The 22694-nt window shown below is 73.8% G+C and carries 22 protein-coding genes and 2 pseudogenes; 14 read left to right on the top strand and 10 right to left on the bottom strand.

The genetic code is table 11. The annotated features are described in order from the left end of the window. Positions 1-45: 45 nt before the first annotated feature. On the bottom strand, positions 46-1257 hold the full coding sequence (locus ACH414_RS03725; protein WP_382544024.1) for an MFS transporter: 1212 nt from the start codon (positions 1255-1257) through the stop codon (positions 46-48). A gap of 78 nt (positions 1258-1335) precedes the next feature. On the opposite strand from ACH414_RS03725, the gene ACH414_RS03720 reads away from it, so the two are divergent. Next, complete coding sequence (locus ACH414_RS03720; protein ID WP_382544626.1) at positions 1336-1914, top strand: CGNR zinc finger domain-containing protein; 579 nt, start codon at positions 1336-1338, stop codon at positions 1912-1914. A gap of 151 nt (positions 1915-2065) precedes the next feature. Here the strand turns inward: ACH414_RS03720 and ACH414_RS03715 are convergent, their stop codons facing one another. Further along, a complete protein-coding gene (locus tag ACH414_RS03715; RefSeq protein ID WP_398940722.1) occupies positions 2066-2530 on the bottom strand; it encodes a hypothetical protein in 465 nt (154 codons plus the stop codon). A 545-nt stretch (positions 2531-3075) separates the two neighbouring features. Here ACH414_RS03715 and ectA point away from each other — a divergent pair. From ectA to ehuA, 8 genes are all read left to right on the top strand, one after another. After that, the gene (gene ectA / locus ACH414_RS03710; protein ID WP_382544018.1) at positions 3076-3603 is read left to right on the top strand and encodes a diaminobutyrate acetyltransferase; all 528 of its coding nucleotides are present in this window, start codon (positions 3076-3078) and stop codon (positions 3601-3603) included. Positions 3604-3695: 92 nt separating this feature from the next. Beyond that, complete coding sequence (gene ectB, locus ACH414_RS03705) at positions 3696-4985, top strand: diaminobutyrate--2-oxoglutarate transaminase (protein WP_382544015.1); 1290 nt, start codon at positions 3696-3698, stop codon at positions 4983-4985. A 51-nt stretch (positions 4986-5036) separates the two neighbouring features. After that, positions 5037-5441, top strand: a complete 405-nt coding sequence (locus ACH414_RS03700) for an ectoine synthase (RefSeq protein WP_382544013.1) — start codon at positions 5037-5039, stop codon at positions 5439-5441. A 56-nt stretch (positions 5442-5497) separates the two neighbouring features. Beyond that, positions 5498-6397 carry an ectoine hydroxylase gene (gene thpD / locus ACH414_RS03695; protein ID WP_382544010.1) on the top strand — a complete coding sequence of 300 codons (900 nt, stop codon included), beginning with the start codon at positions 5498-5500 and terminating at the stop codon, positions 6395-6397. A gap of 57 nt (positions 6398-6454) precedes the next feature. Further along, positions 6455-7375, top strand: coding sequence for an ectoine/hydroxyectoine ABC transporter substrate-binding protein EhuB (gene ehuB / locus ACH414_RS03690; RefSeq protein WP_398940721.1), 921 nt, complete (start codon positions 6455-6457; stop codon positions 7373-7375). A 13-nt stretch (positions 7376-7388) separates the two neighbouring features. Continuing rightward, entirely contained in the window at positions 7389-8111 is a 723-nt protein-coding gene (ehuC, locus tag ACH414_RS03685) for an ectoine/hydroxyectoine ABC transporter permease subunit EhuC (protein WP_398940720.1), read from the top strand. Further along, entirely contained in the window at positions 8111-8746 is a 636-nt protein-coding gene (gene ehuD / locus ACH414_RS03680; RefSeq protein ID WP_382544623.1) for an ectoine/hydroxyectoine ABC transporter permease subunit EhuD, read from the top strand. Before ehuC ends, ehuD begins: the two co-directional genes overlap by 1 nt. Then, complete coding sequence (gene ehuA / locus ACH414_RS03675) at positions 8736-9557, top strand: ectoine/hydroxyectoine ABC transporter ATP-binding protein EhuA (RefSeq protein WP_398940719.1); 822 nt, start codon at positions 8736-8738, stop codon at positions 9555-9557. The genes ehuD and ehuA overlap by 11 nt, the downstream gene beginning before the upstream one ends. A gap of 105 nt (positions 9558-9662) precedes the next feature. Here the strand turns inward: ehuA and ACH414_RS03670 are convergent, their stop codons facing one another. Both ACH414_RS03670 and ACH414_RS03665 read right to left on the bottom strand, forming a co-directional pair. Then, positions 9663-10520, bottom strand: coding sequence for a SigB/SigF/SigG family RNA polymerase sigma factor (locus tag ACH414_RS03670; RefSeq protein WP_398940755.1), 858 nt, complete (start codon positions 10518-10520; stop codon positions 9663-9665). A 348-nt stretch (positions 10521-10868) separates the two neighbouring features. Beyond that, on the bottom strand, positions 10869-11462 hold the full coding sequence (locus ACH414_RS03665; protein WP_382543997.1) for a TetR/AcrR family transcriptional regulator: 594 nt from the start codon (positions 11460-11462) through the stop codon (positions 10869-10871). Between the two features lie 47 nt (positions 11463-11509). Here ACH414_RS03665 and ACH414_RS03660 point away from each other — a divergent pair, with 47 nt between their 5' ends. Continuing rightward, complete coding sequence (locus ACH414_RS03660) at positions 11510-12064, top strand: GNAT family N-acetyltransferase (protein WP_386567164.1); 555 nt, start codon at positions 11510-11512, stop codon at positions 12062-12064. A 66-nt stretch (positions 12065-12130) separates the two neighbouring features. Here ACH414_RS03660 and ACH414_RS03655 read toward each other — a convergent pair. From ACH414_RS03655 to rpmG, 3 genes and pseudogenes are all read right to left on the bottom strand, one after another. Next, positions 12131-12878: pseudogene (locus tag ACH414_RS03655) on the bottom strand (chitosanase). Positions 12879-12928: 50 nt separating this feature from the next. Continuing rightward, a pseudogene (locus ACH414_RS03650) lies at positions 12929-13354 on the bottom strand (discoidin domain-containing protein); the annotation flags it as partial. A 244-nt stretch (positions 13355-13598) separates the two neighbouring features. Beyond that, positions 13599-13763 (bottom strand): 50S ribosomal protein L33, encoded by a 165-nt coding sequence (gene rpmG, locus ACH414_RS03645; RefSeq protein ID WP_382543994.1) that lies wholly within the window; start codon positions 13761-13763, stop codon positions 13599-13601. Positions 13764-13936: 173 nt separating this feature from the next. On the opposite strand from rpmG, the gene ACH414_RS03640 reads away from it, so the two are divergent. Then, positions 13937-15181: an MFS transporter gene (locus ACH414_RS03640; RefSeq protein ID WP_382543991.1), complete on the top strand. Its 1245-nt coding sequence runs from the start codon at positions 13937-13939 to the stop codon at positions 15179-15181. Here the strand turns inward: ACH414_RS03640 and ACH414_RS03635 are convergent. Continuing rightward, the gene (locus ACH414_RS03635; protein ID WP_398940718.1) at positions 15138-16199 is read right to left on the bottom strand and encodes a CU044_5270 family protein; all 1062 of its coding nucleotides are present in this window, start codon (positions 16197-16199) and stop codon (positions 15138-15140) included. The two genes, ACH414_RS03640 and ACH414_RS03635, sit on opposite strands and share 44 nt — an antisense overlap. Next, positions 16196-16957, bottom strand: a complete 762-nt coding sequence (locus tag ACH414_RS03630; RefSeq protein WP_398940717.1) for an RNA polymerase sigma factor — start codon at positions 16955-16957, stop codon at positions 16196-16198. Before ACH414_RS03630 ends, ACH414_RS03635 begins: the two co-directional genes overlap by 4 nt. A gap of 120 nt (positions 16958-17077) precedes the next feature. Between ACH414_RS03630 and ACH414_RS03625 the strand changes: the two genes are divergently transcribed. Further along, complete coding sequence (locus tag ACH414_RS03625; protein WP_398940716.1) at positions 17078-18685, top strand: serine protease; 1608 nt, start codon at positions 17078-17080, stop codon at positions 18683-18685. 86 nt (positions 18686-18771) lie between these two features. Here ACH414_RS03625 and ACH414_RS03620 read toward each other — a convergent pair whose 3' ends face one another. Next, positions 18772-19758: a sigma-70 family RNA polymerase sigma factor gene (locus ACH414_RS03620; protein ID WP_398940715.1), complete on the bottom strand. Its 987-nt coding sequence runs from the start codon at positions 19756-19758 to the stop codon at positions 18772-18774. A 328-nt stretch (positions 19759-20086) separates the two neighbouring features. Between ACH414_RS03620 and ACH414_RS03615 the strand changes: the two genes are divergently transcribed. Continuing rightward, the gene (locus ACH414_RS03615) at positions 20087-21013 is read left to right on the top strand and encodes a diiron oxygenase (RefSeq protein WP_382543978.1); all 927 of its coding nucleotides are present in this window, start codon (positions 20087-20089) and stop codon (positions 21011-21013) included. Positions 21014-21050: 37 nt separating this feature from the next. Next, entirely contained in the window at positions 21051-22691 is a 1641-nt protein-coding gene (locus tag ACH414_RS03610; RefSeq protein WP_398940714.1) for an FAD-dependent oxidoreductase, read from the top strand. Positions 22692-22694: the final 3 nt, after the last annotated feature.

The following is a 22694-nucleotide window of genomic DNA, read 5'->3' as shown; positions in this document are numbered from 1 at the left end:
AGGAGTCGGGCGATGTGCTCGGGGCCCTGGCCGGCCCGGCTCGGCCTAGCCCGCCCCCGACCGGCTGGCGTCGCGGAGCCGGGGTCGGGTGGCCGCGTCCGGTGCGGGGCGGGCGAGGAGGGGTGCGACCAGGAGGGGCTGGGCGGCGGCGAGGGCCAGGCAGAGGGCCGCCGTGGCCGTCCAGAGGGTCGTCGGGCCGAAGTGTTCGAGGAGTTGGGTGGCGGTGACGGGGGCGGCGGTCGTGGCGATGCCCCAACTGATGCCGTACGAGGCGAGATAGCGGTCGGATCCGCCCGGCGGGGCCAGGGCCGCCACGACGCCGAACACGCGGCCCAGGACGAGCACTTCGCCCAGGCTCCACAGCGCGGTGCCGACGAGGAACGCGGGCAGCGAGGAGGCCAGCGCGTATCCGGCCAGACCGAGTGCGAGGAGGCCGTAGCCGAGGGCCAGCGCCGCGGTGTCGGAGAGCGCGGCGAGGCGGGGCAGGCGCAGCGCGGGCTGGGCCGCGACGACGGTGACGGCGGAGGCGGTGAACAGCAGCCCCGCGTCGGCCGGTTCGAGCCCGCGGCGGGCGAGGGTCAGCGGCAGGCCCATCGCGACCTGCATGGCCACGAGCGCGAAGCCCGTGCCGCACACGAACATGGCCCACAACGCACGGTCCCGCCAGGGGTGCACCCCGTGCTCGCTCTGCCCGCCGCCCTCGCCACCGGCCGTCCGGTCGGCGGGGAGCACGAGACGCAGGGCCACGGCGCAGCCCAGGCAGGTGAGTGCGTCGACGACGAAGAGCCAGCGCAGGTCCCAGCGGCCCACCGCCGCCGCGATCAGGCCCGCGACCGTCCCCGCCACCGCCAGCGCGGCGTTGAGCAGGCCGAACGCGCGGACCCGCTCGGTGGGACCGACGGCTTCGGCGATCAGTGCCTGGCTCGGCGGCTCGTACAGCTCGTAGGCGAGCCCGAGGAGGATCGCGAACACCGCCACCTGGAGCAGGGAGTCGGCTGCGGCGATCGCCAGTTGCGCGACGGCGCAGCCCATGAGGCCGAGCACGATCGTCGGGCGGCGTCCGATGCGCCCCGCGAGGCGGCCGCCGGCCAGTCGCGAGGGGATCGTCGCGAGGCCGAAGGCGGCCGAGACCAGCCCGGCCGTGGTGACGCCCGCCCCGAAGTCGGTGCTGATCAGGACGGTCAGGAAGGGAAGGGAGAAGGCCCCGAGACGGTTGATCGCCCGCGCGACCACCAGCGCCCACACGATCCTCGGCATCGCCGCTCCCTCGCGTAACCGTCGAATCAAGTAATGTCAGTCACGTATCAGACCATCGAAGGGGTGACTGGTCAAGTGATGTTCGACAGTCACGTGGCGGTGCTGCTGGATCAGGCGGTGGCGCTCGTCAACACGTTGACCGCAGGGGAAGCGCGCGGACGCGACTACGCGGCGCCGCGCGGAGCGGAGCTGGCCGCGGCCGTCGACGCGGCGATGCCGCCCGCCTCGTTCTCACTCCCGCGCACCCTGGACGCCGCGGAGGCCGAGTACCTCGCGGCGGCGGCCCGGCGCATGCGGGCGGTGTTCCAGGCCGTGCAGGACGAGGATCTGGACGCGGCCGCCACCACCGTGAACGACCTGCTCCGGGACAGCGGCGCCCGCCCGCACCTGGACCGGCGCGAGGGCGAGCCCTGGCGGCTGCACTTCCACGGCGCGGACGACTCCTTCGCCGCGGGCAGCACCGCGAGCTGCGCCACGGCACTCGCGCTGGCGGTGGGCGGCAGCCTCGCCGGGCGACTGGGGGTCTGCCGGGCCGAGCGCTGCGACCGGGTCTACGTCGACACCTCCCGCAACGCCGCCCGCCAGTTCTGCTCCACCGCCTGCCAGAACCGCACCAAGGCGGCGGCCTTCCGCGCCCGGAAGGGCGCGGGGGGATGACGGGGCGCCGGGGACAGTAGACCCCGAGGCCCCCGGCGCCGCTCCCGCGCCGACACCTACACCGGCACCGGCACCGACACCGACACCGACACCGGCACCGACACCGACACCGACACCGACACCGACACCGACACCGACACCGACACCGACGTCAGAACGAGCCGCGGCCCGGGCGGTTTCCGCGGGGGCGGCCGCGGCCGGTGCGGCGGCGGCCCGACGGCGGGGTGGGGACCTCTCCCCCGGCAGCGCCCGGCGACGAGAAGCCGACCGCCACCGGCGGCGGGCCCGCGGGCGCGGCGGGGGCGGTCCGGGTGGTGCCCGCACCGGGCTGGGCGGTCACGGTGCGGCCGCCCGCGAGGACGGTGGCGTGGGTGATGAGGGGGGCGCAGGCCTGGCAGATCTCGGCGAGCGTCCAGACCTCGGCGACGGCCGGGTTGTGGATGAGGACCAGCAGGGTGGTCCCCGTGCAGGTGGCGCGGGCCGTGTGGTGGCGGCAGGCGGAGGCTCCGCACGCGCAGGCCGCGTTAGGGCGCGGGGTGGCGAGGCGGGCGTGGGCGCGGGCGTGCTCGCCGGCGAAGGCGCGCAGGGCCGCGATGTCCCTGGACCGGGCGGGCATGCGGCAGCCCTCGGTCGTGCAGGTGACCGTGGCGGAGTGGTCCGGGTGGCCGGTGAGTCGGACGGTCCAGGTTCTGCCTGGGACACGGGATCCGGGAAGCATGCTCAACGCGCGCGTGTCCGTTCGAATGAGAGGGGTGTTGGTCATGGTTTTACCCCGAAGGCGGCGCGGGTTCACATCCGGGGCCGGGTCAAGCGCGCCTGAATGGCCCGGTCGGCCGAGTCCGGACGGGTCGAGGGGGAGGAACGGCGAGGCGGTGCGCGGTGGCGGACCGTGCCGCCGAACCCGTACGCCTCACCCCGTCAGCGGCGCCCAAACCCGGATCGCGGGATTTTGCCACACCCTTGGCGGGCTCCGATCGAGACCGCAGAGCCGTTACCCAGCCGTTATAAACGGGTAGTTCGTGCATCTATGGGGGCTTTTCAACCGGCGGCCGACGTGCATTCCCGCCGCCGGGAACCGTCGCGCGGCTATCACACCGTCCTGGCCCGCACAAGCCCTCAGGTCGAGGCAGTTCGCTGATCATCTCGGTAGCTTCGGCGCCCATGACCACTGCCTACGCGACATCACCGATCAAGGGCCTCACCTTCGGACGCGCCGAGGCGGCGGACGGTGCCGAGCTCTGGCGCATCGCCCGTGGCACGGCGGAACTCGACCTCAATTCGCCCTACACCTACCTCCTGTGGTGCCGGGACTTCGCCGACACGACCACCGTCGCCCGTGACGCGTCCGGGCGGCCGGTCGGCTTCGTCACCGGATACCTGCGGCCCGGGGCGCCTCGCACCCTCTTCGTCTGGCAGGTCGCCGTCGAGGATTCGCACCGCGGATCGGGGGTAGCCGGAGCCCTGCTCGACGCCCTGTCCGCCCGCGTGGCGCAGGAGCACGGGCTGAGCCTGGTCGAGGCGACCGTCACTCCGGGGAACGTGGCCTCCGACCGGCTGTTCCGTTCGTATGCGCGCCGGCACGGCGCGGCCGTGACCCGGGAGGTCCTGTTCCCGTCCGCCGCGTTTCCGCCCGCCGACGTTCCCCACGAGCCCGAAGTCCTCTACCGCATCGCCTCGCCCGCGCTCTGACGCGCCCGGGCAGCCGCGCCCCGGCGCCATGGCGCCGGGCGGCACCGACACACGCCGCCTACCCGCACCGCACCACCACCTACGGGAGAACCGTGACCACCCTCACCGACATCGCCGCCCCGTCCGTCTTCGAGACCGTCGAATCGGAGGTGCGCAGCTACTGCCGTGCCTGGCCCGTGGTCTTCGAGCGGGCCCGCGGCAGCCGGTTGTACGACGAGCACGGGCGGCCCTTCCTCGACTTCTTCGCCGGCGCCGGCTCGCTGAACTACGGCCACAACAACCCGGTCCTCAAGCGGGCCCTGCTCGACTACCTCGCGGGTGACGGGGTCACCCACGGCCTCGACATGTCGACGACAGCCAAACGCGACTTCCTGGAGGCCTTCCGTACGACGGTCCTGGAGCCCCGCGCCCTCCCGTACAAGGTGATGTTCCCGGGGCCCACCGGCACGAACGCCGTGGAGGCCGCCCTGAAGCTGGCCCGGAAGGTCACCGGCCGCGAGCAGGTCGTGTCGTTCACCAACGCCTTCCACGGCATGTCGCTCGGCTCGCTCGCGCTGACCGGCAACGCCGCCAAGCGGGCCGGGGCGGGGGTGCCCCTGAACCACGCCACCCCCATGCCCTTCGACCACTACCTCGGCGGCCGGGTGCCGGACTTCCTCTGGTTCGAGCGGCTCCTCGAGGACCCGGGCTCCGGCCTCGACCACCCGGCGGCGGTGATCGTCGAGACGGTGCAGGGCGAGGGCGGCATCAACGTGGCCCGGGCCGAGTGGCTGCGCAAGCTCGCCGACCTGTGCCGGCGCCGCGACATGCTGCTGATCGTCGACGACATCCAGATGGGCTGCGGCCGCACCGGCGACTTCTTCTCCTTCGAGGAGGCCGGCATCACGCCCGACATCGTCACCCTCTCCAAGTCCATCAGCGGCTACGGCCTGCCCATGGCGCTCTGCCTCTTCCGTCCCGAACTCGACCTGTGGCAGCCGGGCGAGCACAACGGCACGTTCCGCGGCAACAATCCCGCCTTCGTGACCGCGACGGCCGCCCTCGGCGCGTACTGGGCCGACGGCGCCCTGCGCGAGCGCACCCTGAGCCGCGCCGGGCGCGTCGAGAGCGCCCTGCTCGACCTGTGCGGCGAGGACGGGCGGGCGGCGCTCTCCTGCCGGGGCCGCGGTCTCGTGTGGGGGCTGGAGTTCGCCGACGGGGAGCGCGCCGAGGCGGTGTGCCGGCGCGCCTTCGAACTGGGGCTCCTCCTGGAGACCTCGGGCCCGCGCGGCGAGGTGGTCAAGCTGCTGCCGCCGCTGACCGCGACCGACGACGAGCTCGACGAGGGCCTCGGCATCCTGGCCCGTTCCGTACGGCACACGGCCGGCCGCCACACCGTCTGACTCCGTCCGCCCCTTCCCGACCAGAAACGTTCCCTCACCGAAAGGCGACCGATGATCGTCCGTACCTTCGACGAGCTCGACGGCACCGACCGGCACGTGAAGGCCGCGTCCGGCACCTGGGAGAGCCGGCGCATCGTCCTGGCCCGCGAGCGCGTCGGCTTCTCCCTCCACGAGACCGTGCTCTACGCCGGCACCGAGACCTCCATGTGGTACGCGAACCACGTCGAGGCCGTGGTCTGCACCGCCGGAGAGGCCGAGCTCACCGACCACGAGACGGGCCGCACGTACACGATCGTGCCCGGAACCATGTACCTGCTCGACGGGCACGAGCGGCACAGCCTCCGGGTCAAGCACGACTTCCGCTGCCTGTGCGTCTTCAACCCGCCCGTCACCGGCCGCGAGGACCACGACGAGAACGGCGTCTACCCGCTCCTCACCGAGCCCGGCCTGGACTGATCCCGGCCGCCCCGCACACCCCGTACAAGAGCCGCGAAAGGAAGGCACCCGCCCTCATGACCTCCGCACCCACGCGCCCCGTCGACCTCTACCCCACCCGCGGCCCCAAGGAGGTGCTGGTCGGCCGCAAGGACCCGGTCGTCTGGTCCTCGCCCGGCACCCCCGGCCCCTTCTGGGCGCGCGAGCTGGACGCCTACGAGCGCGACGGCTTCGTCACGGTCGACGAGCTCGTCTCGCCGGACGAGGTCGTGGAGCTCCGCGACGAGCTCGACCGGCTCCTGGCCGACCCGGGGGTCCGCCAGGACGAGCGGGCCGTCGTCGAACCCCGCTCGCAGGAGATCCGCTCCGTCTTCGAGGTGCACAGGATCAGCCCGGTCTTCGCCCGGCTCGCCGCCGATCCGCGGGTCGTCGGACGCGCCCGGCAGATCCTCGGTTCCGATGTGTACGTCCACCAGTCGCGGGTCAACGTCAAGCCCGGCTTCGGCGCCAGCGGCTTCTACTGGCACTCCGACTTCGAGACCTGGCACGCCGAGGACGGCCTGCCGCGCATGCGGACCGTCTCGGTCTCGATCGCGCTCACCCCGAACCACACCACCAACGGCAGTCTCATGATCATGCCGGGTTCACACCGGACCTTCCTCGGCTGCGCGGGCGAGACACCCCGCGACAACTACAAGAAGTCGCTGCGGATGCAGGACGCCGGCACGCCGTCCCAGTCCTCCCTCACCACCTTCGCCGACGCCTGCGGCATCCGTCAGTTCACGGGCCCGGCGGGGTCGGCGACCTGGTTCGACTGCAACGCGCTGCACGGCTCGGGCGACAACATCACCCCGTATCCGCGCAGCAACGTGTTCCTGGTGTTCAACAGCGTCGAGAACGCGCCGGAGGCTCCGTTCGCCGCCCCGGTCCGGCGGCCCTCCTTCATCGCGGCGCGGGACCTCACCCCCGTCGGCTGACGCCCCGCGCCCTCACGACCGCACACCGCTCCCCCGCCACCGAAGAAGAGGACGTCCATGCCCAGTCCCGCGCCGCTCGACCGCCGCGGCTTTCTCACCAGGTCCGTGCAGTTCGGCTCCCTCGCCCTGGCCTCCGGGCTCGCCGTGGCGGCCTGCAGCCGCACCGAGGCCGGGACGGGCGCGCCCAAGGACGACGGCGAACTCCTGGCGCGGCTGCGCGAGCGGGGCTTCGTCCGGGTGGGGTTCGCCGGCGAGGCGCCGTACGGGTTCCAGGACGGCGACACGCTGGCCGGCGAGGCCCCGACGCTCCACCGGGAGGTCTTCAAGGCGCTCGGCGTGGCCGAACTGCGTCCCACCCTCACGGAGTTCGGCACGCTGATACCCGGGCTGCTCGCCGACCGGTTCGACGTGGTGAGCGCGGGCATGTCGATCACGCCCGAGCGCTGCGCCAAGGTGCTCTTCTCCGAGCCGGAGTTCGTCTCCGCCACCGCGCTGATGGTCCCCGAGGGCAATCCGAAGGGGCTGACCGACTTCCGGTCCTGCGCGGCGAAGGGCGCCACGGTGGGCGTGCTCACCGCCGCGGTGGAGGCCTCGTACGCGAAGGCGGCCGGCGTGCCGGAGGGGGCGGTGAAGACGCTGGCCAAGCAGCAGGACGGCCTGGACGCGCTGCTCGCCGGCCGGATCGACGCCTTCGCGCTGACCGCCATCTCGCTGCGGTGGCTCGCGCGGACCAACCGGCGCGCCGCGGTCGAGGTGGGTGCGCCGTTCACCCCGGAGATCGACGGCGTACGCCAGTTCAGCGCGGGCGGCGCCGTGTTCCGGCCGGGGGCGGCGGCGCTGCGGGACGCGTTCGACCGCGAGCTCGCGAAGATCACCGGCAGTCCGGCCCGCTACGTGCGGCTCATCGGCCGGTACGGCTTCACCGAGCGCGAGGTGCCGCCCCGGACCCTGCGCACGGCCGGCCTGTGCGCGGCCTGAGCGGGTGACCGGCATGACCGAGTTCCCCACCCGTCTCGTCGCGGTGCTGCCCGACGGCTTCGCCGCGGACTTCCTGCCGCAGCTCCGACAGGCCCTGCCCCGCCTCGGCGAGGGACTCCTCGTCACCGTGGAGGCCACGGTGCTGGGCGCGGCGCTCGCCCTCGTCCTCGCCTACGCGCTCGGGCTGCTGTCGCGCTCCGCCCGGTGGCCGGTGCGCGGCGGGGCGCGGGTGGTCGTCGAGTTCTTCCGCGGCACCTCGTTGTACGTACAGCTGTTCTGGCTGTTCTTCGCGCTGCCCATTCTCGGCTTCCGCCTGGAGCCGCTGGCCTGCGCGGTCCTCGCGCTGGGACTCAACTACGGTGCGTACGGCGCCGAGGTGGTGCGCGGGGCGATCGCGGCGGTGCCCCGGGCGCAGAGCGAGGCGGCCGTGGCGCTGGGCATGGGGCCGGGGCTGCGGCTGCGCCGGGTGGTCCTGCCGCAGGCACACGCACTCATGGTGGCGCCGTTCAAGAACCTGCTGGTCCAGCTCCTGAAGGCGACACCGCTGCTGTCGCTGGTCACGGTGCCTGATCTCACCTTCGCCGTCGACCAGCTGAGGTCCGCGACGGGCGACACGGCGGCGGCGTATCTGCTGCTCCTGGTGGTGTACGGCTTGCTCGCCATGGTCCTGAGCCTGCTGATGAACGCGCTGGAGCGGGCCGCGAAGGCCCGGCTCGGGCAGGGTGGGGGTGCGTGATGTGGGACGGGGAAGCGGCATGGGCCGCACTGCCCGCCGTGCTGAAGGGCTTCGGCGTCACACTGGCCGCGACCGTGCTCGCCTTCGGCGTGGCGGCGCTGCTCGGGCTGGTCATCGCCCTCGTCCAGCGGGCCGGCCCCCGGTGGCTGGCGCTGCCCGTGAGCGGGGCGAGCGCGTTCGTCCGGTCGACCCCGCTCCTGGTGCAGCTGTTCGCCGCCTGGGTGCTGGTGCCCGCCCTGGACGCCCTTGCGCTGGGCGTCCTGGTGCTCGGCGTCCACTACGCGACCTATCTCTCCGAGGTGTACCGGACGGGCATCGACGCCGTGCCCCGGGGCCAGTGGGAGGCGTGCACGGCGCTGTCGCTGCCGCGCCGGAGGGTGTGGCGCGCGGTCGTGCTGCCGCAGGCGGTCCGCAACGTGCTGCCGCCGCTCGGCAACTACGCCGTCTCGATGTTCAAGGAGACGCCCCTGCTCTCGGTGATCACGGTGCACGAGATGGTGCACGAGGCGAACACCTTCGGCAGCACCCACTTCGCCTACCTGGAGAGCCTCACCCTGGCCGCCGCGGTGTTCCTGCTCGCGAGCTGGCCCACGTCCCTGCTGGTACGCCGACTGGAGGCACGCCTTGCCCGCTGAGACATCCGTCCCCGACGCACCCGCCCCGGACCGCTCCGCCGTCCCCGACGCCGTCCGGTTCGACCGGGTGACGAAACGGTACGGGGAGCAGACCGTGCTCGACGGGCTCGACCTGACGGTCGGGCGCGGGGAACGCGTGACCCTGATCGGGCCCAGCGGTTCGGGCAAGACGACGATCCTGCGGCTGCTCATGACCCTGGAGCGGGTGACCGACGGCGTCATCCACGTCGACGGCGAGCCCTACTCCCACATGCCGGGCGGACCGGGCGGGAAGCTGGTGCCCGCCAGCGAGCGGCATCTGGCGGCGCGGCGGCGGCACATCGGCATGGTCTTCCAGCAGTTCAACCTCTTCCCCCATATGAGCGTGCTCGAGAACGTCGTCGAGGCGCCGGTGCACGTGCTCGGCGAGAGCAGGGAGGCGGCGCGGGCCCGGGCCCGGGACCTGCTCGACCTGGTCGGGCTCGCCGACCGGGCGGACGCGCGGCCGACCCGGCTCTCCGGCGGGCAGCAGCAGCGGGTGGCCATCGCCCGCGCGCTCGCGATGCGCCCCGGGATCCTGCTCCTCGACGAGGTGACGTCGGCGCTCGACCCGGAGCTGGTGGCGGAGGTGCTCGACGTGCTGCGGGACATCGCGCACGGCAGCGACATCACCCTGCTGTGCGTGACGCACGAGATGGGTTTCGCGCGGGACGTCTCGGACCGGATCCTGATGTTCGACCGGGGCCGGATCGTGGAGTCGGGGCGGGCCGACCAGCTCCTCGACTCGCCCGAGCACGAACGGACCCGGGCGTTCCTGCGGACCGTGCGGTGAGGTGGTCGTGTCGGGGCGGGGGCGGCGGTCCGGAGCACCTCCGGCCGGCCGCCCCTGGCCCTGCGGCCCGGCCTGGCCCGGTCTGACCCTGCGGTCCGCACCGGATCAGGCCGGGCCGTCGACGAGCATGCCCGCGCGCAGTCGGGCGAGGCTGCGGGCGAGCAGCCGGGAGACGTGCATCTGGGAGACGCCGACCCGCCTGCCGATCTCCGCCTGGGTCAGCTCCTCCACGAACCGCAGGTGCAGCAGGAGCCGTTCGCGGTCGTCGAGGAGTTCCATCAGCGGGGCGAGGGTGTGGAAGTCCTCGAACAGTTCCAGGGCCGGGTCCTCCTCACCGAGGAAGTCGGCGAGGGAGGCGTCCGCGTCGGAGTCCTCGCCGTCGACCACGGCGTCGAGGGACGCCGAGTGGTAGCCGTTCGAGGCGATCTGGGCCTCGACCACCTCGTCCTCCGACACCCGCATCGCCTCCGCGAGTTCCGCGACCCGCGGCGACCGGCCGAGCCGTGAGCCGAGCTCCTCGTTCGCCTTGGCGAGTTCGACCCGTGCCTCCTGGAGCCGGCGCGGGACGTGGACGGCCCACGTGGAGTCGCGGAAGAAACGCTTGATCTCGCCCACGATGTACGGCACGGCGAAGGTGGAGAACTCCACCTCGCGGCTCAGGTCGAAGCGGTCGATCGCCTTGATCAGCCCGATGGTGCCGACCTGGACGATGTCCTCCCGCTCGTCGCTGCGGGTCTTGAACCGGCCGGCCGCGTACCGGACCAGCGAGCCGTTCATCTCGATCAGGGTGTTGCGGGCGTACTGGTACTCCTCCGTGCCCTCCTCCCGCTCCGCCAGCGCGCGCAGGAACAGCATCGACAGGGCTCGCGCGTCGCGGGGCGCGACCTCGCTCGGGGTCTCGATCAGGGGCAGCCCACTCCCCGCGCTCTCCTCGTACGTCGTCGTCACCTTGGCCACATCGATCCGCACGGGAACAACCTCCTGCCGCTCGCGGAACGTTCGCCTGCTCGTGCCTGTGCCTGTGCCTGTGCCTGTATGCGCCTACCCTCGCTTCGCGTGCGCACGCGGCACCGGTGCGTCCGCCCGGGCGCGGCGGGGCGGCGGGGGCGCAGCCCGCCCGCGCCGGAACGTAGGACGAAGCATCGGCCCCGGGACAAATCGGCGTTCTTCGTTGGGAGTTACGCGGGCTCGTGAGAGCGCGGGTCCTCCCCGACTTCTTCGGCCAGGCGGTCCCGCTGACGCGGCTGCGCCGGCAGGGCCTGCGGCCGCGCCTCTTCCTTGGTTACGCAAGGGGGCGCGGACGTCGTGCCGTCAGGGGCGCGGGGCGAGGCCGTGCAGATAGGCGTCCAGGAGCTCGACCTGCCGCTCGGGGGTGAACTCCGCGGGCGCGAAGAGTGCCTGCACGACCAGACCGAGGACGAAGGACTGGGCGCCGGCGGCGAGGGGCGCCGGGTCTCCCGGCGGGAGTTCGCCGCGTTCCTGGGCCGTCGCGACGAGTGCGGTGAGCCGGGCGCGGCTGCGGCCGTACTTTCCCGCGTAGTCGTCGGTGAGGGCGGGGTCGGCGAGGGCGGTGTCCCAGGAGGAGACCCAGATCCGGTTGCTCGCGGTGGCCTGCGGGGTCAGCGGCAGGATGTCGAGCAGGGCGGCCCGCAGGGCGGCGAGGCCCTCGCCCCCGGGGGCGCGCCGGGGGCGGGCGGCGGTGCGTTCCTCCAGGAGGTCGAGGGCGTGTGCCACCAGGTCGCGCTTGGCCGGGAAGTAGTGGGTGAGCAGGCCGGTGGTGGCGCCGAGCTCCGCGGCGACGGCGCGCATGGTCAGACCGCCGAAGCCGTGCGCGGCGAGGACGCGCCAGACGGCCTCGGAGACGTCGCGGCGGCGGGCTTCGTGGTCGCCCTTGGTACGTGGCATGCTGCTACGGTAATAGCCATAACGCTTGTTGTGTGAATGGGGTCACCATGTTCTCCCTCCCGTTGCGGGACGGCGCCGCGCTCCGTCCGCTCGAGGTCCGGCACGCCGAGGAGTTCGCCGCCCACATGGACCGGGCGCGCGAGCACATCCGGCCGTGGGTGGGGGCCGGCTTCATCACGACCGACGTGGAGGGCGCCCGCGGCACGCTGGGCCGCTACGCCGAGCGGCAGGCCGCGGACGGCGGCCGCCTGTTCGGCATCTGGCTCGACGGCACGCTGGCCGGCGGCGTGATGTTCACGGACTTCTCGGCGGCGGCGGAGTCCTGCGAGCTCGGCTGCTGGCTGGAGCCGGCCGCGGAGGGCAAGGGCCTGATCACCCCGGCCTGCGAGGTCCTGCTCGACTGGGCGCTCGTCGAGCGGGGCGCGCACCGCGCCGAGTGGCACTGCCGGGCCGACAACGAGCGCAGCTCCGCGGTGGCGCGGCGGCTCGGGATGACGATGGAGGGCGTGCGGCGCGAGGCCTGGGCCTACGGCGGCACCCGGCACGACAAGCAGGTGTGGGCGGTGCTGGCGCCGGAGTGGCGGGCGCGCCGGGGCCTGTAGCGAGCTCCGGCGACGCGGACGGGACCGCTCGCGAGGGAGCGGTCCCGTCCCTGTGCGGGGGCGGGGTCAGTTGGTGATGGAGAAGGCCTCGCCGTAGACGCTCCAGTAGAGCGGGGTGTTGAGGTCGAGGTTGTTCTCGTTGAGGAAGCGGCGCTGGGCGGTGCTGACCCGGGTGGTGTCGCTGTGCGCCTCCTCCTTGCGCATCTCCTCCTCGCGGGCGTCGAGGAAGGCGTTGAGGTACGTCTTCTCGTTGCCGCCGCGGGACGGCGGAAGGGCGCGGGAGAGGGCGACCGAGCGGATGCTGCGGAAGCCGTCCTCGCCGTGCATCACGGCCGCGTCGTAGTAGGCGAACTGGCCGAGCGCCCGCAGCCCGTCCTGCTTCGCCTGGGAGACCGCGGGGTTGAAGTAGACCCGGTCGCGCTCCTCCTCCTGCGTCTGCTGGAACACCGAGTCCTGGGCGGCCTGGCGCCAGGCGTTCGGGAAGCCCGGGTCGAGGCCCTGGTGGGAGTCGGTGCCGTTCACCGCGCGGAGCGCGTTGAGGTAGGGGGCGAGCGGGTTGCCGGGCTTCTTGGCGGTGTAGCGCTCGACGAGGTCCAGCATGTCGCCGGTGCCGGAACAGAAGCCGATGATGCCCGCGGTGTAGCCGCGGCCGTCGTCGATGTCCTCGATGTAGGCGAACTGGGCGCGCCAGTCGAGGGAGGAGTTCTCGAAGGAGGAGACCAGCTTCATGGCGACCTCCTTCTTCGCCGGGTCGTCGAGGTTGGTCCCGGTGGACGGCGGGGTGGTGCCGGAGCCGTACGCCTCGACCTCCCAGAGCGAGTAGCCGTACGGGGTGGCGCGCTGGGTGCCGAAGACCCGCAGGTAGCGGCCCGTGCCGTTGACGGCGAGGTCGTCGGTGCCGCCGTCGCCGGTGCTGGTGGCGAAGACCTGCCGCCAGGTGGAGCCGTCGTCGGACAACTCGACGCGGTACGCCTTGGCGTAGGCGGCCTCCCACTTGAGGACGACGCGCTTCACGGCGGTCGAGGAGCCGAGGTCGACGCGTATCCACTGGTTGTCCACGCCTTCGGCGCTGGCCCAGCGGGTGGAGGTGGAACCGTCGACGGCCTTGGCGCCGGCGAGCGTGCTGCTCTCGACGGACGAGGTGGTGACCGGCCGCCCCTGCGCCAGATTGCCCGCGGCGGCGGAAGCCGGCGTGAGACCGGACAGGACGGGGACCAGGACACCGGTGGCCACGGCGACGACGAGCGCGGCCGTGCGGCGGCGCCGAAGCGCGTTGATCGTGGGGGGCATGTCACTCCAGTTCTCTGCGCGGACTAATAGGAAAGCTTCCTAACTTTCGGTGAGGCGAGAGTAGGGGGCCGCTTCCGGTGGCGCAAGGGGGCGGGCGGCAAAGGGAGTTGGAGGAGCGAGGGGAGGAGGACGGCGCAGCGGGGAGGGGCGAGGAGTGAGGGGGATCGCCCGGAAGCCGGAACAAGGGAAGGGCACGACCACCGAGGTGATCGCGCCCTTCCCTGACCGGGGGCTTCGCGCTTCGTCAGCGGACCTCGCGGAACTCCACGTGGGCCGCCACGACCGGGTCGTACTTGCGCAGGACCAGACGGTCGGGGTCGTTCTGACGGTTCTTGCGGGTCACATAGGTGACGCCGGTGCCGGCGGTGGACCGGAGGGTGACCACCGGGCGCTGGGTGATGCGGGCCATGCTGTGCTCCTTCCGGCCGACAGCCCGAGATCGTTTGAGTCGGGCATGTCAGCTTCGGTCGGTGTAACAGAGACCTCGCGCCCCCCATTCCCGCACACCTCTTGCTCTTGCGAGTAATAAGCAACAAGCTATGCGAGTCCTTACGCCGCACCGCCCTGGACTCGGAGCCCGCCATGCCCAAGCTCGTGCCCGACACCGCGCCGCAACGCGTCATCGCCGCCTCCAACCTCGTCAACACGATGGGCAGCGGGCTCTATCTGACCGCCGGCGTCCTGTACTTCACCCAGGCCGTGCACCTCCCCGCCGCGCAGGTCGGGCTCGGGCTCGGGGCCGCCGGCCTGGTGTCGCTGGTCGTGGGGATCGCCGTCGGGCACCTCGCGGACCGGCGCGAGGCGCGGGGGGTGTACGCGGTGACGCTCGTGGTCAGGGCGGCGGCGACCGGGGGCTTCCTGCTCGCGGACCGGCTCTGGCTCTTCGTCCTGACCGTCTGCGCCGCCTCCGCCGCACAGGCCGCCGGTCTCGCGGCGCGCAGCCCGATCATCCGGCGACACGGCGGTGAGCGCCCGCAGGAGTTCCGGGCCTATCTGCGGGCGGTCACCAACGTGGGCATCTCCCTGGGCGCGCTGCTCGCGGGCTGGGTGGTCCAGGTCGGCACCCTGACCGCGTACCAGCTGCTGATCGTCGGCACCACCGTCGCCTTCGCCGCCTCGGCCGTCGTGCTCCTCCCGCTGCCGCCGGTGCCGCCCGTGCCCGCCGCGGGCGGTCCCCGCCGACTCGCCCTCAAGGACCGGCCGTATCTGCTGATCACCGCCATCGACGGCGTCATGGCCGTCCAGTTCAAGGTGCTCACCGTGGCGATCCCGCTGTGGCTGGTGGAGGCGACGAGCGCGCCGCGCTGGCTCATCGGCGGCAGCATGCTCGTCAACACCCTGATCGTCGTCGCCCTGCAGGTACGGGCCAGCCGCGGCATCGACTCCCCCGCGGCCGGCGCACGGGCCTACCGTCGGGCCGGAGCCGCCTTCCTGGTGTCCTGCGCGCTCGTCTCCCTCGCCGCGGGCACGCCCGCGTGGGCGGCGGCCGTGCTCGTCCTCACCGCCGTGGTCATCCACACCGTCGGCGAACTGTGGCACGCCGCCGCGGGCTTCGAGCTCTCCTTCGCGCTCGCCCCCGAACAGGCCACCGGCCAGTATCTCGGCGTCTTCGGCCTCGGCGCCGGGCTCGCCGAGGGCTTCGGCCCCGCCCTGCTCATCGCCCTGTGCATCGGCTGGGGCCGCCCCGGCTGGTACGTCGCCGGGGCGATGTTCGCCCTCACCGGCCTCGCCGCCCCGCTCGCCGTCCGCTGGGCGCGACGGACCCGGCTCACCGCGGGCGCGCTCACGCCCCCGGTGCCGGCGGGAGCTCCCCTGGGCGGTTCGTGACCGCCCTGGCCAGCACGGCCGAGCTGCCGAGGACGGTCCCGGCGGCGCCCGCGTCCGTCGAGCGGGTCAGGACCGAGCGGGCGCCGAGGAACGCCGAGCTCTTCCGGTCGAAGATCCACTGGGTCTGTTCGCCGTGGGCGGTGCGGGCCACGGCGACGCCCTCGCGGCCCGCGGCGTCCTTCGCGGACGGCAGCACGACCGTTCCCGGGATCCGCGCCGCGGCCTCGTACAGCGCGGCCGTGACCCGCGGGGGCGCCCAGGTCTCGGTGAGCAGGGTGCCGATGGCGTCGAAGGCCCGCTGGTCGGGGTCGCCGTCGCCGTGGCCGCGCTTCGTCTCGGCGTAGACGAGGCCCAGCAGGGTCTCCGGGTCGGTCGGCAGGGACGCGACGTAGGTGTGGGTCGGGTCCGTGACCGACGCGGACGGCGCACCCCCGGGCGCCCGGCGGGGCGTGGCGCCCGGGTGGTCGAGGGTGTACACGGGCGCCCGGACGCCGAGCGGGCTGTCCGGGGCGCCCGCTTCGCGCAGCAGGCCCTCGCGGCTGCCGTCGGCGGAGAGCCAGACCTGGCGGCGGTGGGCCGGCGGCAGCACGGCGGGGCCGCCGGAAGCGCTGCGGGCGGCGTGGGCGACCAGGCTCTCGATGTAGACGAACTGCTCCGGGCGCGCCTCGGCCCGCGGACTCGCCGCCGCCGCGAGCGCGGCACGGGCCAGGATCCGACCGGGCTCCGTCCCGGTCCCGGTCGCCTCGACCCCGGCGTGCGGGGCGGGGGCGGGTGGTGCGGGCGACTCGCCGGCGATCACGGTGACCGCGACGAGGGCGACGGCCGCGGTGCAGGCCGCTGCCGGAATCGCGAAACGCGGGAGACGGAGCGGGCTACGGCCGCCCCTGCGCCCCTCGGCGGCGTTCAGGGTCCGGTGCTTCAGCGCCTGGTGACGCGACGCAGGCAGCTCCGGCACCTCGGGCGGCGGCAGCAGACCCGCCAGCTCGGCGTGGAGGGCGTCGTCGGCAGGGGTGTTCACAGCGAGTTCTCCGGGGTGGGTCGGCGCAGCAGGGCGGGGCGGACGGCGGGGGCGGAGACGTGGAGGGCAGGGGGTGCGGAGGCCTGGAGGGGGGCAGGGGCCGGGGCCGCGCGGGAGGTGGGGATGCGGGCGGGGGCCAGACTCCCGGCGGCGCGGGCCGGGGCGGCGGCCGCGACCCCGGCACCGGCCATCACGGTCGCGCGCCCGCCCCGCGCCTTCCGCAGCGCCCGCAGTTCCGCGTCCGCCAGCGTCCGCAGCCGGTCCCGGGCGCGGGAGAGGCGGGAGCGGACCGTGCCGACCGGGATGCCCAGGGCCTGGCCGGCCGCCGCGTAGTCGAGCCCTGCCCACACCACCAGGGCGAACACCTCGCGATCGCGGCGGCGCAGGCGCTTCAGCGCGGCGCGGGCCGCGTTCAGCTGCTCGGTGTCGTACAGGCGGGTCACGACGTCGTCGGCGAAGTCCGGGAGCACTCCGCGATCCGCGAGCCGGGCCAGGGCCGTGTCGCGGCGGCGCGCCTCACGGGTGGTGCTGCGCAGGATGTTGGTCGCGATGCCGAGCAGCCAGGGGCGCAGGCCGTCGCCCTCGGGGCGCAGCCGCTCGCGGCAGCGCCAGGCCTCCAGGAAGGTGGCCGAGACGACGTCCTCGGCGGCCGCCCAGTCGCCGCAGACGCGCAGCGCGTACCGGAACAGGATGTGCGCGTGCTCGTCGTAGGCCTCGCCGAGCGCCGTGGTGTCCCCGGCACGGAAACGATTCCTCATAGGTGATTCCACATGGAGTACTGGGCGCCGGTTCGCCCTGGTTCCCGTGACCCGCACCACATTCGCCCCCTGTGGCGCAGGTCACGGGAACGGAGCCGGCCGTTTCGCCCAGTGCTGGTCATGAACAACCCCGCCACGAACCGCACCACCCGCCGCACCCTGCTGCGCGGGCTCACCCTCGCCGCCGCCGGCGCCTGCCTCCCGACCGCCGTCGCCCACGCCGCCGCCCCCACCGCCCCGGCCCCGGCCTCCGACGACACCGAGACGTACGCGGTGACGCTCACTCACCTCGGCCGCGACGGCGCCCCGACCACCGCCTACTTCACCCATCTGGTCGGCGTCTCCGGTGCCGCCGCCGCGGTCAAGGAGGCGTTCCAAGACGGAGCCGCGAGCGTCACCCTCCGCGTGCCCAGGGGCCGCTATCTGCTGGACTCCCAGATCACCACCTACGCCGCCGAGCCGGAGACGGACTGGCTCGTCCAGCCGCGGCTGGACGTCGACGGCGACACGACCGTCGTCCTGGACGCCCGGCTCGCCGCGCCGGTCGACATCCGCCCGCCGGAGGCCGGGGCCGAACACCGGCTCGGCGGCGTGTTCGTCGAGGTCGAGCACGAGGGCGGCACCGCGTTCGCGAACGTGGTCAAGGCCAATCGGCACCTGCGGGTGGGCCATCTCGGCCCCGCGGCCGAGCCCGGGTCGGTGCGGCAGTGGATCGACACGTTCTGGAAGGGGGAGCGGCAGGGGTACGCGCTGGGCTACACCTTCACCTCCGACCGTGCGCTGACCGGACTCGTCCGGCACCCCGCACCCGCCGAGCTCGGCACCCTCACGGTCCGCGCCGTCGCGCCGGACTCCGGTGCGGGGTACGGCTCCCTCGACCTGATGCCGACCGGCCCGTCCGCGGTCTCGCTGCCCCACCCGTTCCGGGTCCCGGGCGCCACCACCTTCCTCATGACGCCCGAGCGCGGCTCCTGGGACCTGCTGTACACCGCCCCGGTCGCGTCGGACGAGGCGACGCCCAATCGCTACCCCGCGTCCGGCGTCTCGGTGCGGGCCGGCGCCACCACCACCGTCACCTTCGACGGACCGGCCTTCGGCCCCGCCCTCGACCCGGCCCCCGGCGCCCGGCCCGCCGGTCTGCGCTCCGGCAACACGCTGAGCCTCGCCCTGGCCCTGCTCGCGGACGGCGAGGGCCACCTGCCGAGCGCGCCGCCGCACGAGGGCGCGACCACCACCCTCCACCGCAACGGCGCCCTCGTCGGCACCCGGCGGGGCGCGCCCGGGCACGCCGAGTTCACCGTGCCGCCCGCGCGGGCCGACTACCGGCTCTCCACGACGGCGGCCCGCCCCGGCGGCCGGGTCACGGCGGCCTGGACCTTCACCTCCTGCGTGAGCTCCCGCCCCGTGGAACTCCCGCTCAGCGTGGTCCGCTTCGTCCCGGCCGGCCCGGCGCCGGGCCCGGACGGCACGCTCCCGCCGGGCACCACCTCCCAGGTGCAGGTGACCGTGCAGGGGGCAGCCGCGGCGTCGGGCATCCGGAGCCTTGCCGTCTCGGTGTCGACCGACGCGGGTGCCACCTGGAGCCGGGTGCCCGTGGTCGCGGGGCGGGCGGCCGTCCGCACGCCCGGGCCGGGCGGAACGGTCTCCTTGCGCACCGAACTCACGGACACCGCCGGCAACACCCTCACCCAGACCCAGATCGGCGCCTATCGCGTGGCCGCCGCCTGATCCCCGGGCGGGGACCCGGGCAGGCGTACGGAGGCGGCGAGGGAGCGGCCGTCCACGGACGGCGACCGGCCCCTCGCCGCCCCCGCTCACGCTCCGGCGGGCAGGTCGGGCGCCTCGTCGTCCGCGTGACCGTCCTCGTCCGCGTGACCCTCGTCGTCCGCGTAGCCGTCGTCGTCGACGTAGCCGAGGACGTCCAGCCGCATCTCCGCCAGCCGGTCCCGCTCCGCGATGACCTCGATCCCGGTGATCAGACCGTCCGTCACGGCGAACCTCAGCACCAGGGCGAGGCGGCCCATGGGCGCCATCGCGAGGCCGACGGTGCCGTCGATGAGCGCCACCCCGGTGAAGCGGGCGCGGCCCATCGCGGCCATCGCACCCTCGGCGACGGTGCGGCCGCCCTGGACGACGATCGGCTCGGGGGTCGGGATGACCATCCGGTCGGCGTGCAGCACGACGTCCGGGTGGAGCAGGGAGACCAGGGCCGCGAAGTCGCCGCCCCGGGTCGCGGCGAGGAAGGCGTCGACGACGCTCCGCCGGCGCGCCAGGTCGGCCGCCCCCGTCGGACCCGCTGCCGCGCCGCCCTTGACCCGGCGGCGGGCGCGGCTCGCGAGTTGCCGTACGGCGGCGGTGTTGCGCTCCAGCAGGGGCGCGATGTCCTCGAAGGGGACGGCGAACATGTCGTGCAGGACGAAGGCGAGCCGCTCGGCCGGGGCGAGCGTGTCGAGGACGACCAGGAGGGCGACGCCGACGGAGTCGGCCATCAGGGCCTCCTCCTCGGGGTCGTGTCCGGGCCGGTCGGGCTCCGTCTCGCGCAGCAGGTCGTCCAGGGCGTCCTCGCGGCGCCGGTCGCGGGACCTCAGCATGTTGAGGCAGACCCGGGACACGACGGTCGTGAGCCAGCCGCCGAGGTTCTCGACGCCCTCGATGCCGGCGTTGTTCGCCCGCAGCCAGGCCTCCTGGAGGGCGTCGTCGGCCTCGGCGAGCGAGCCCAGCATGCGGTAGGCCACCGACCTGAGGTGGCTCCGATCCTGCTCGAAGCGCTTGGTCAGCAGCTCGCTGGCGTCCTTGTTCATCGTCCCCCGCTCGGTCGTGCACCGCGATGCCCGCGCAGTCCGCGACGGCCGCGGTCTCCGCGATTCCCGTGATTCCCCGTCAGGCGTTCATGATCACGCCCGTCCGGCAGAACGCATCATGACAGTGGGGGCGTCCGGTCGCTGCGAGCGGGGTGCCCGGGCGGAGCGGTCGCGGAGCGTCGACCGGCCCCCTCCCGAGGGAATTTCGTACCGATGGGTAGGCGGGCGGACGCTCTTGCTATACCTTCCGTCTAATAGCTTGCTAGACGAGACGTCTAATAAGCGCGCGTTCCCGCCCCCTCCCCCGAGGTCACGAAGGAGCAGCACCATGGCGAGCAGCACTGTCCGGCCGGCGGACCAGGCCGTGCCCTCCGAGTCCCCCGCCGAGCGCGAAGCGGCCCGGCGGCTGCTCGAGTCCTCGGCGAAGCTGTCCTACGACCCCGCCACCGAAGTGGACTGGGACACCCCGCTCGACGAGGACTTCCACGGGATGAGCCCCGAGTGGAGCACCCTCTACGGCACCCGCTACTGGCAGGAGCTGACGGAGGCCCAGCGCCGGGAGCTCACCCGGCAGGAGTCGGCCTCGGTGGCCAGCACGGGCATCTGGTTCGAGATGATCCTGCAGCAGATGGTGCTGCGGGACATGTACGCCAAGGACCCGACCGACCCCCGGTTCCAGTGGGCGCTGACGGAGATCGCCGACGAGTGCCGGCACTCGATCATGTTCGGCCGCGGCGCGGCCAAGCTCGGTGCCCCCGCCTACCGGCCGGCCCGCTTCGTCCTGGAACTCGGCCGGGCGTTCAAGACCCTCGCGGTCGGCGAGGCCGCCTATGCCTCGATCCTGGTCGCCGAGGAGGTACTCGACGTCATGCAGCGCGACTGGATGCGCGACGAGCGGGTCGCCCCCTTCGTGCGGACGATCAACAACATCCATGTCGTCGAGGAGTCGCGGCACATGAAGTTCGCCCGCGAGGAGACCCGCGCGCGACTGCGGAACGCCGGGCCGCTGCGCCGCCACGTCCAGGCGCTGGTCGTCTCCATCGCGTCGTACTTCATCGTCACGAGCATGGTCAACCGCGAGGTGTACGCGAACGCCGGGCTCGACACCGAGCGGGCCCTCGCCGAGGCCCGTGCCAACGAGCACCACAAGTCGCTGATGCGGTCGAGCTGTTCGGGTCTGATGGAGTTCCTGGCCTCGTGCCGTCTGCTCACCCGCCCCGCACTCGCCTTCTACAAGCGCGCCCACCTCATCTGACCTGCCCCAGCCGACGAGCGGACGAGCCGACGACGACATGACGTACGCCATCACCCAGACCTGCTGCAACGACGCCACCTGCATCGCCGTCTGCCCGGTCAACTGCATCCATCCCACGCCCGACGAGCCGGACTTCGGCCGCACGGAGATGCTGTACATCGATCCCCGGTCGTGCATCGACTGCGGGGCGTGCGCCGACGCCTGCCCCGTCGACGCGATCTTCCCGGCGGACGCCCTGGCCCCCGGTCAGCAGGAGTACGCCGCCGTCAACGCCGCCTACTTCGAGCAGCGCGCTCCGCGCACCGCGCCCACCGGGGGACCCACCTTCCACGCCTGGGGGCAGCCGTCGTTCCCGCGCAGCCTGCCGTCCGACTTCGCGCCCCTCCGGGTCGCCGTCGTCGGCACCGGGCCCGCGGGGATGTACGCCGCCGAGGACCTGCTCCTGCACACCAACGCGGAGGTGACCCTGGTCGACCGGCTGCCGGTGGCGGGCGGTCTCGTCCGGTACGGAGTCGCGCCCGACCACCCCGCGACCAAGCGGATCGGCGACACCTTCGCCCGGTTCCACACCCACCCGCGGGTACGCATGTACCTCGGCGTGGACATCGGTACGGACGTGTCGGCGGAGGAACTGGCCGCGCACCACGACGCCGTCGTCTACGCGGTGGGCGCGGCGAGCGACCGGCGGCTCGGCATACCCGGCGAGGACCTTCCGGGCAGCCTCTCGGCGAGCACGTTCGTCGCCTGGTACAACGCCCACCCGGAGGTCGCCCCGGACGCGATCGACCTCTCGGGCACCGAGCGCGTCGTGGTGGTGGGTTCCGGCAACGTCGCGCTCGACGTCGCCCGCATCCTCGTGACCGACCCCGAGACCCTCGCGGGCACCGACATCGCCGAGCACGCGCTGGCCGCCCTGCGCGCCTCCTCCGTAAGGGAGGTCGTGCTGCTCGCCCGGCGCGGCCCCGAGGACGCCTCCTGCACGGCGCCCGAACTGCTCGCCCTCGGCAAGCTCCCCGGGGTCAGGCTCGTCGTCGACGCCCACGACCCGCGGGCCTGGGCCGCCGTCGAATCCGCCGCACCGCACGAGAAGGCGGGCCTGCTGCGCGACGCGCTCCGCGAGCGCGTGGACTGGGCGGCGCCTCCGGGCCCGGAGCGCCGGATCGTCTTCCGCTTCCACTCCGCACCCGAGGAGATCCTGGCCGGCGCGGTGCGGGTGACGGGTCCTGCGACCAGCACCGACATCCCCGCCGGCACGGTGCTGCGCGCCGTCGGCTACCGGGGCATGCCGGTGGCCGGGCTCCCCTTCGACGAGGCGACGGGCACCGTGCCGCACGAGAACGGACGGGTGGCGGGGCGCCCCGGCACGTACGTCGTCGGCTGGATCAAGCGCGGCCCCTCGGGCGGCATCGGCGCCAACCGCACCTGCGCGGCGGAGACCGTGGGCACCCTCCTCGCCGACGCCGTCGACGGCGCCCTGCCCGCGCCCACCGGCAGCGCCCGCGCCTTCGACCGGCTGGCCCGCAGCCGGACCGGGACGGTCGTCGACGCGCGGGGACTCGCCGCCATCGAGCGGGCCGAACTCGCCCTGGGCGGGGCGTCCGGACGCCCTCGGATCAAGCTGGGCACGGTCCACGAGCTGGTCGCGGCGGCGCGGGGCCGCCGCCGGCTGCTGCGCTGAGCG

The organism is Streptomyces sp. NPDC020422 (genome assembly GCF_044386705.1).
Taxonomy (GTDB): domain Bacteria; phylum Actinomycetota; class Actinomycetes; order Streptomycetales; family Streptomycetaceae; genus Streptomyces.
The sequence above is the reverse complement of the archived record's forward strand: the minus strand, read 5'-3'. Positions and strand labels throughout refer to the sequence as shown.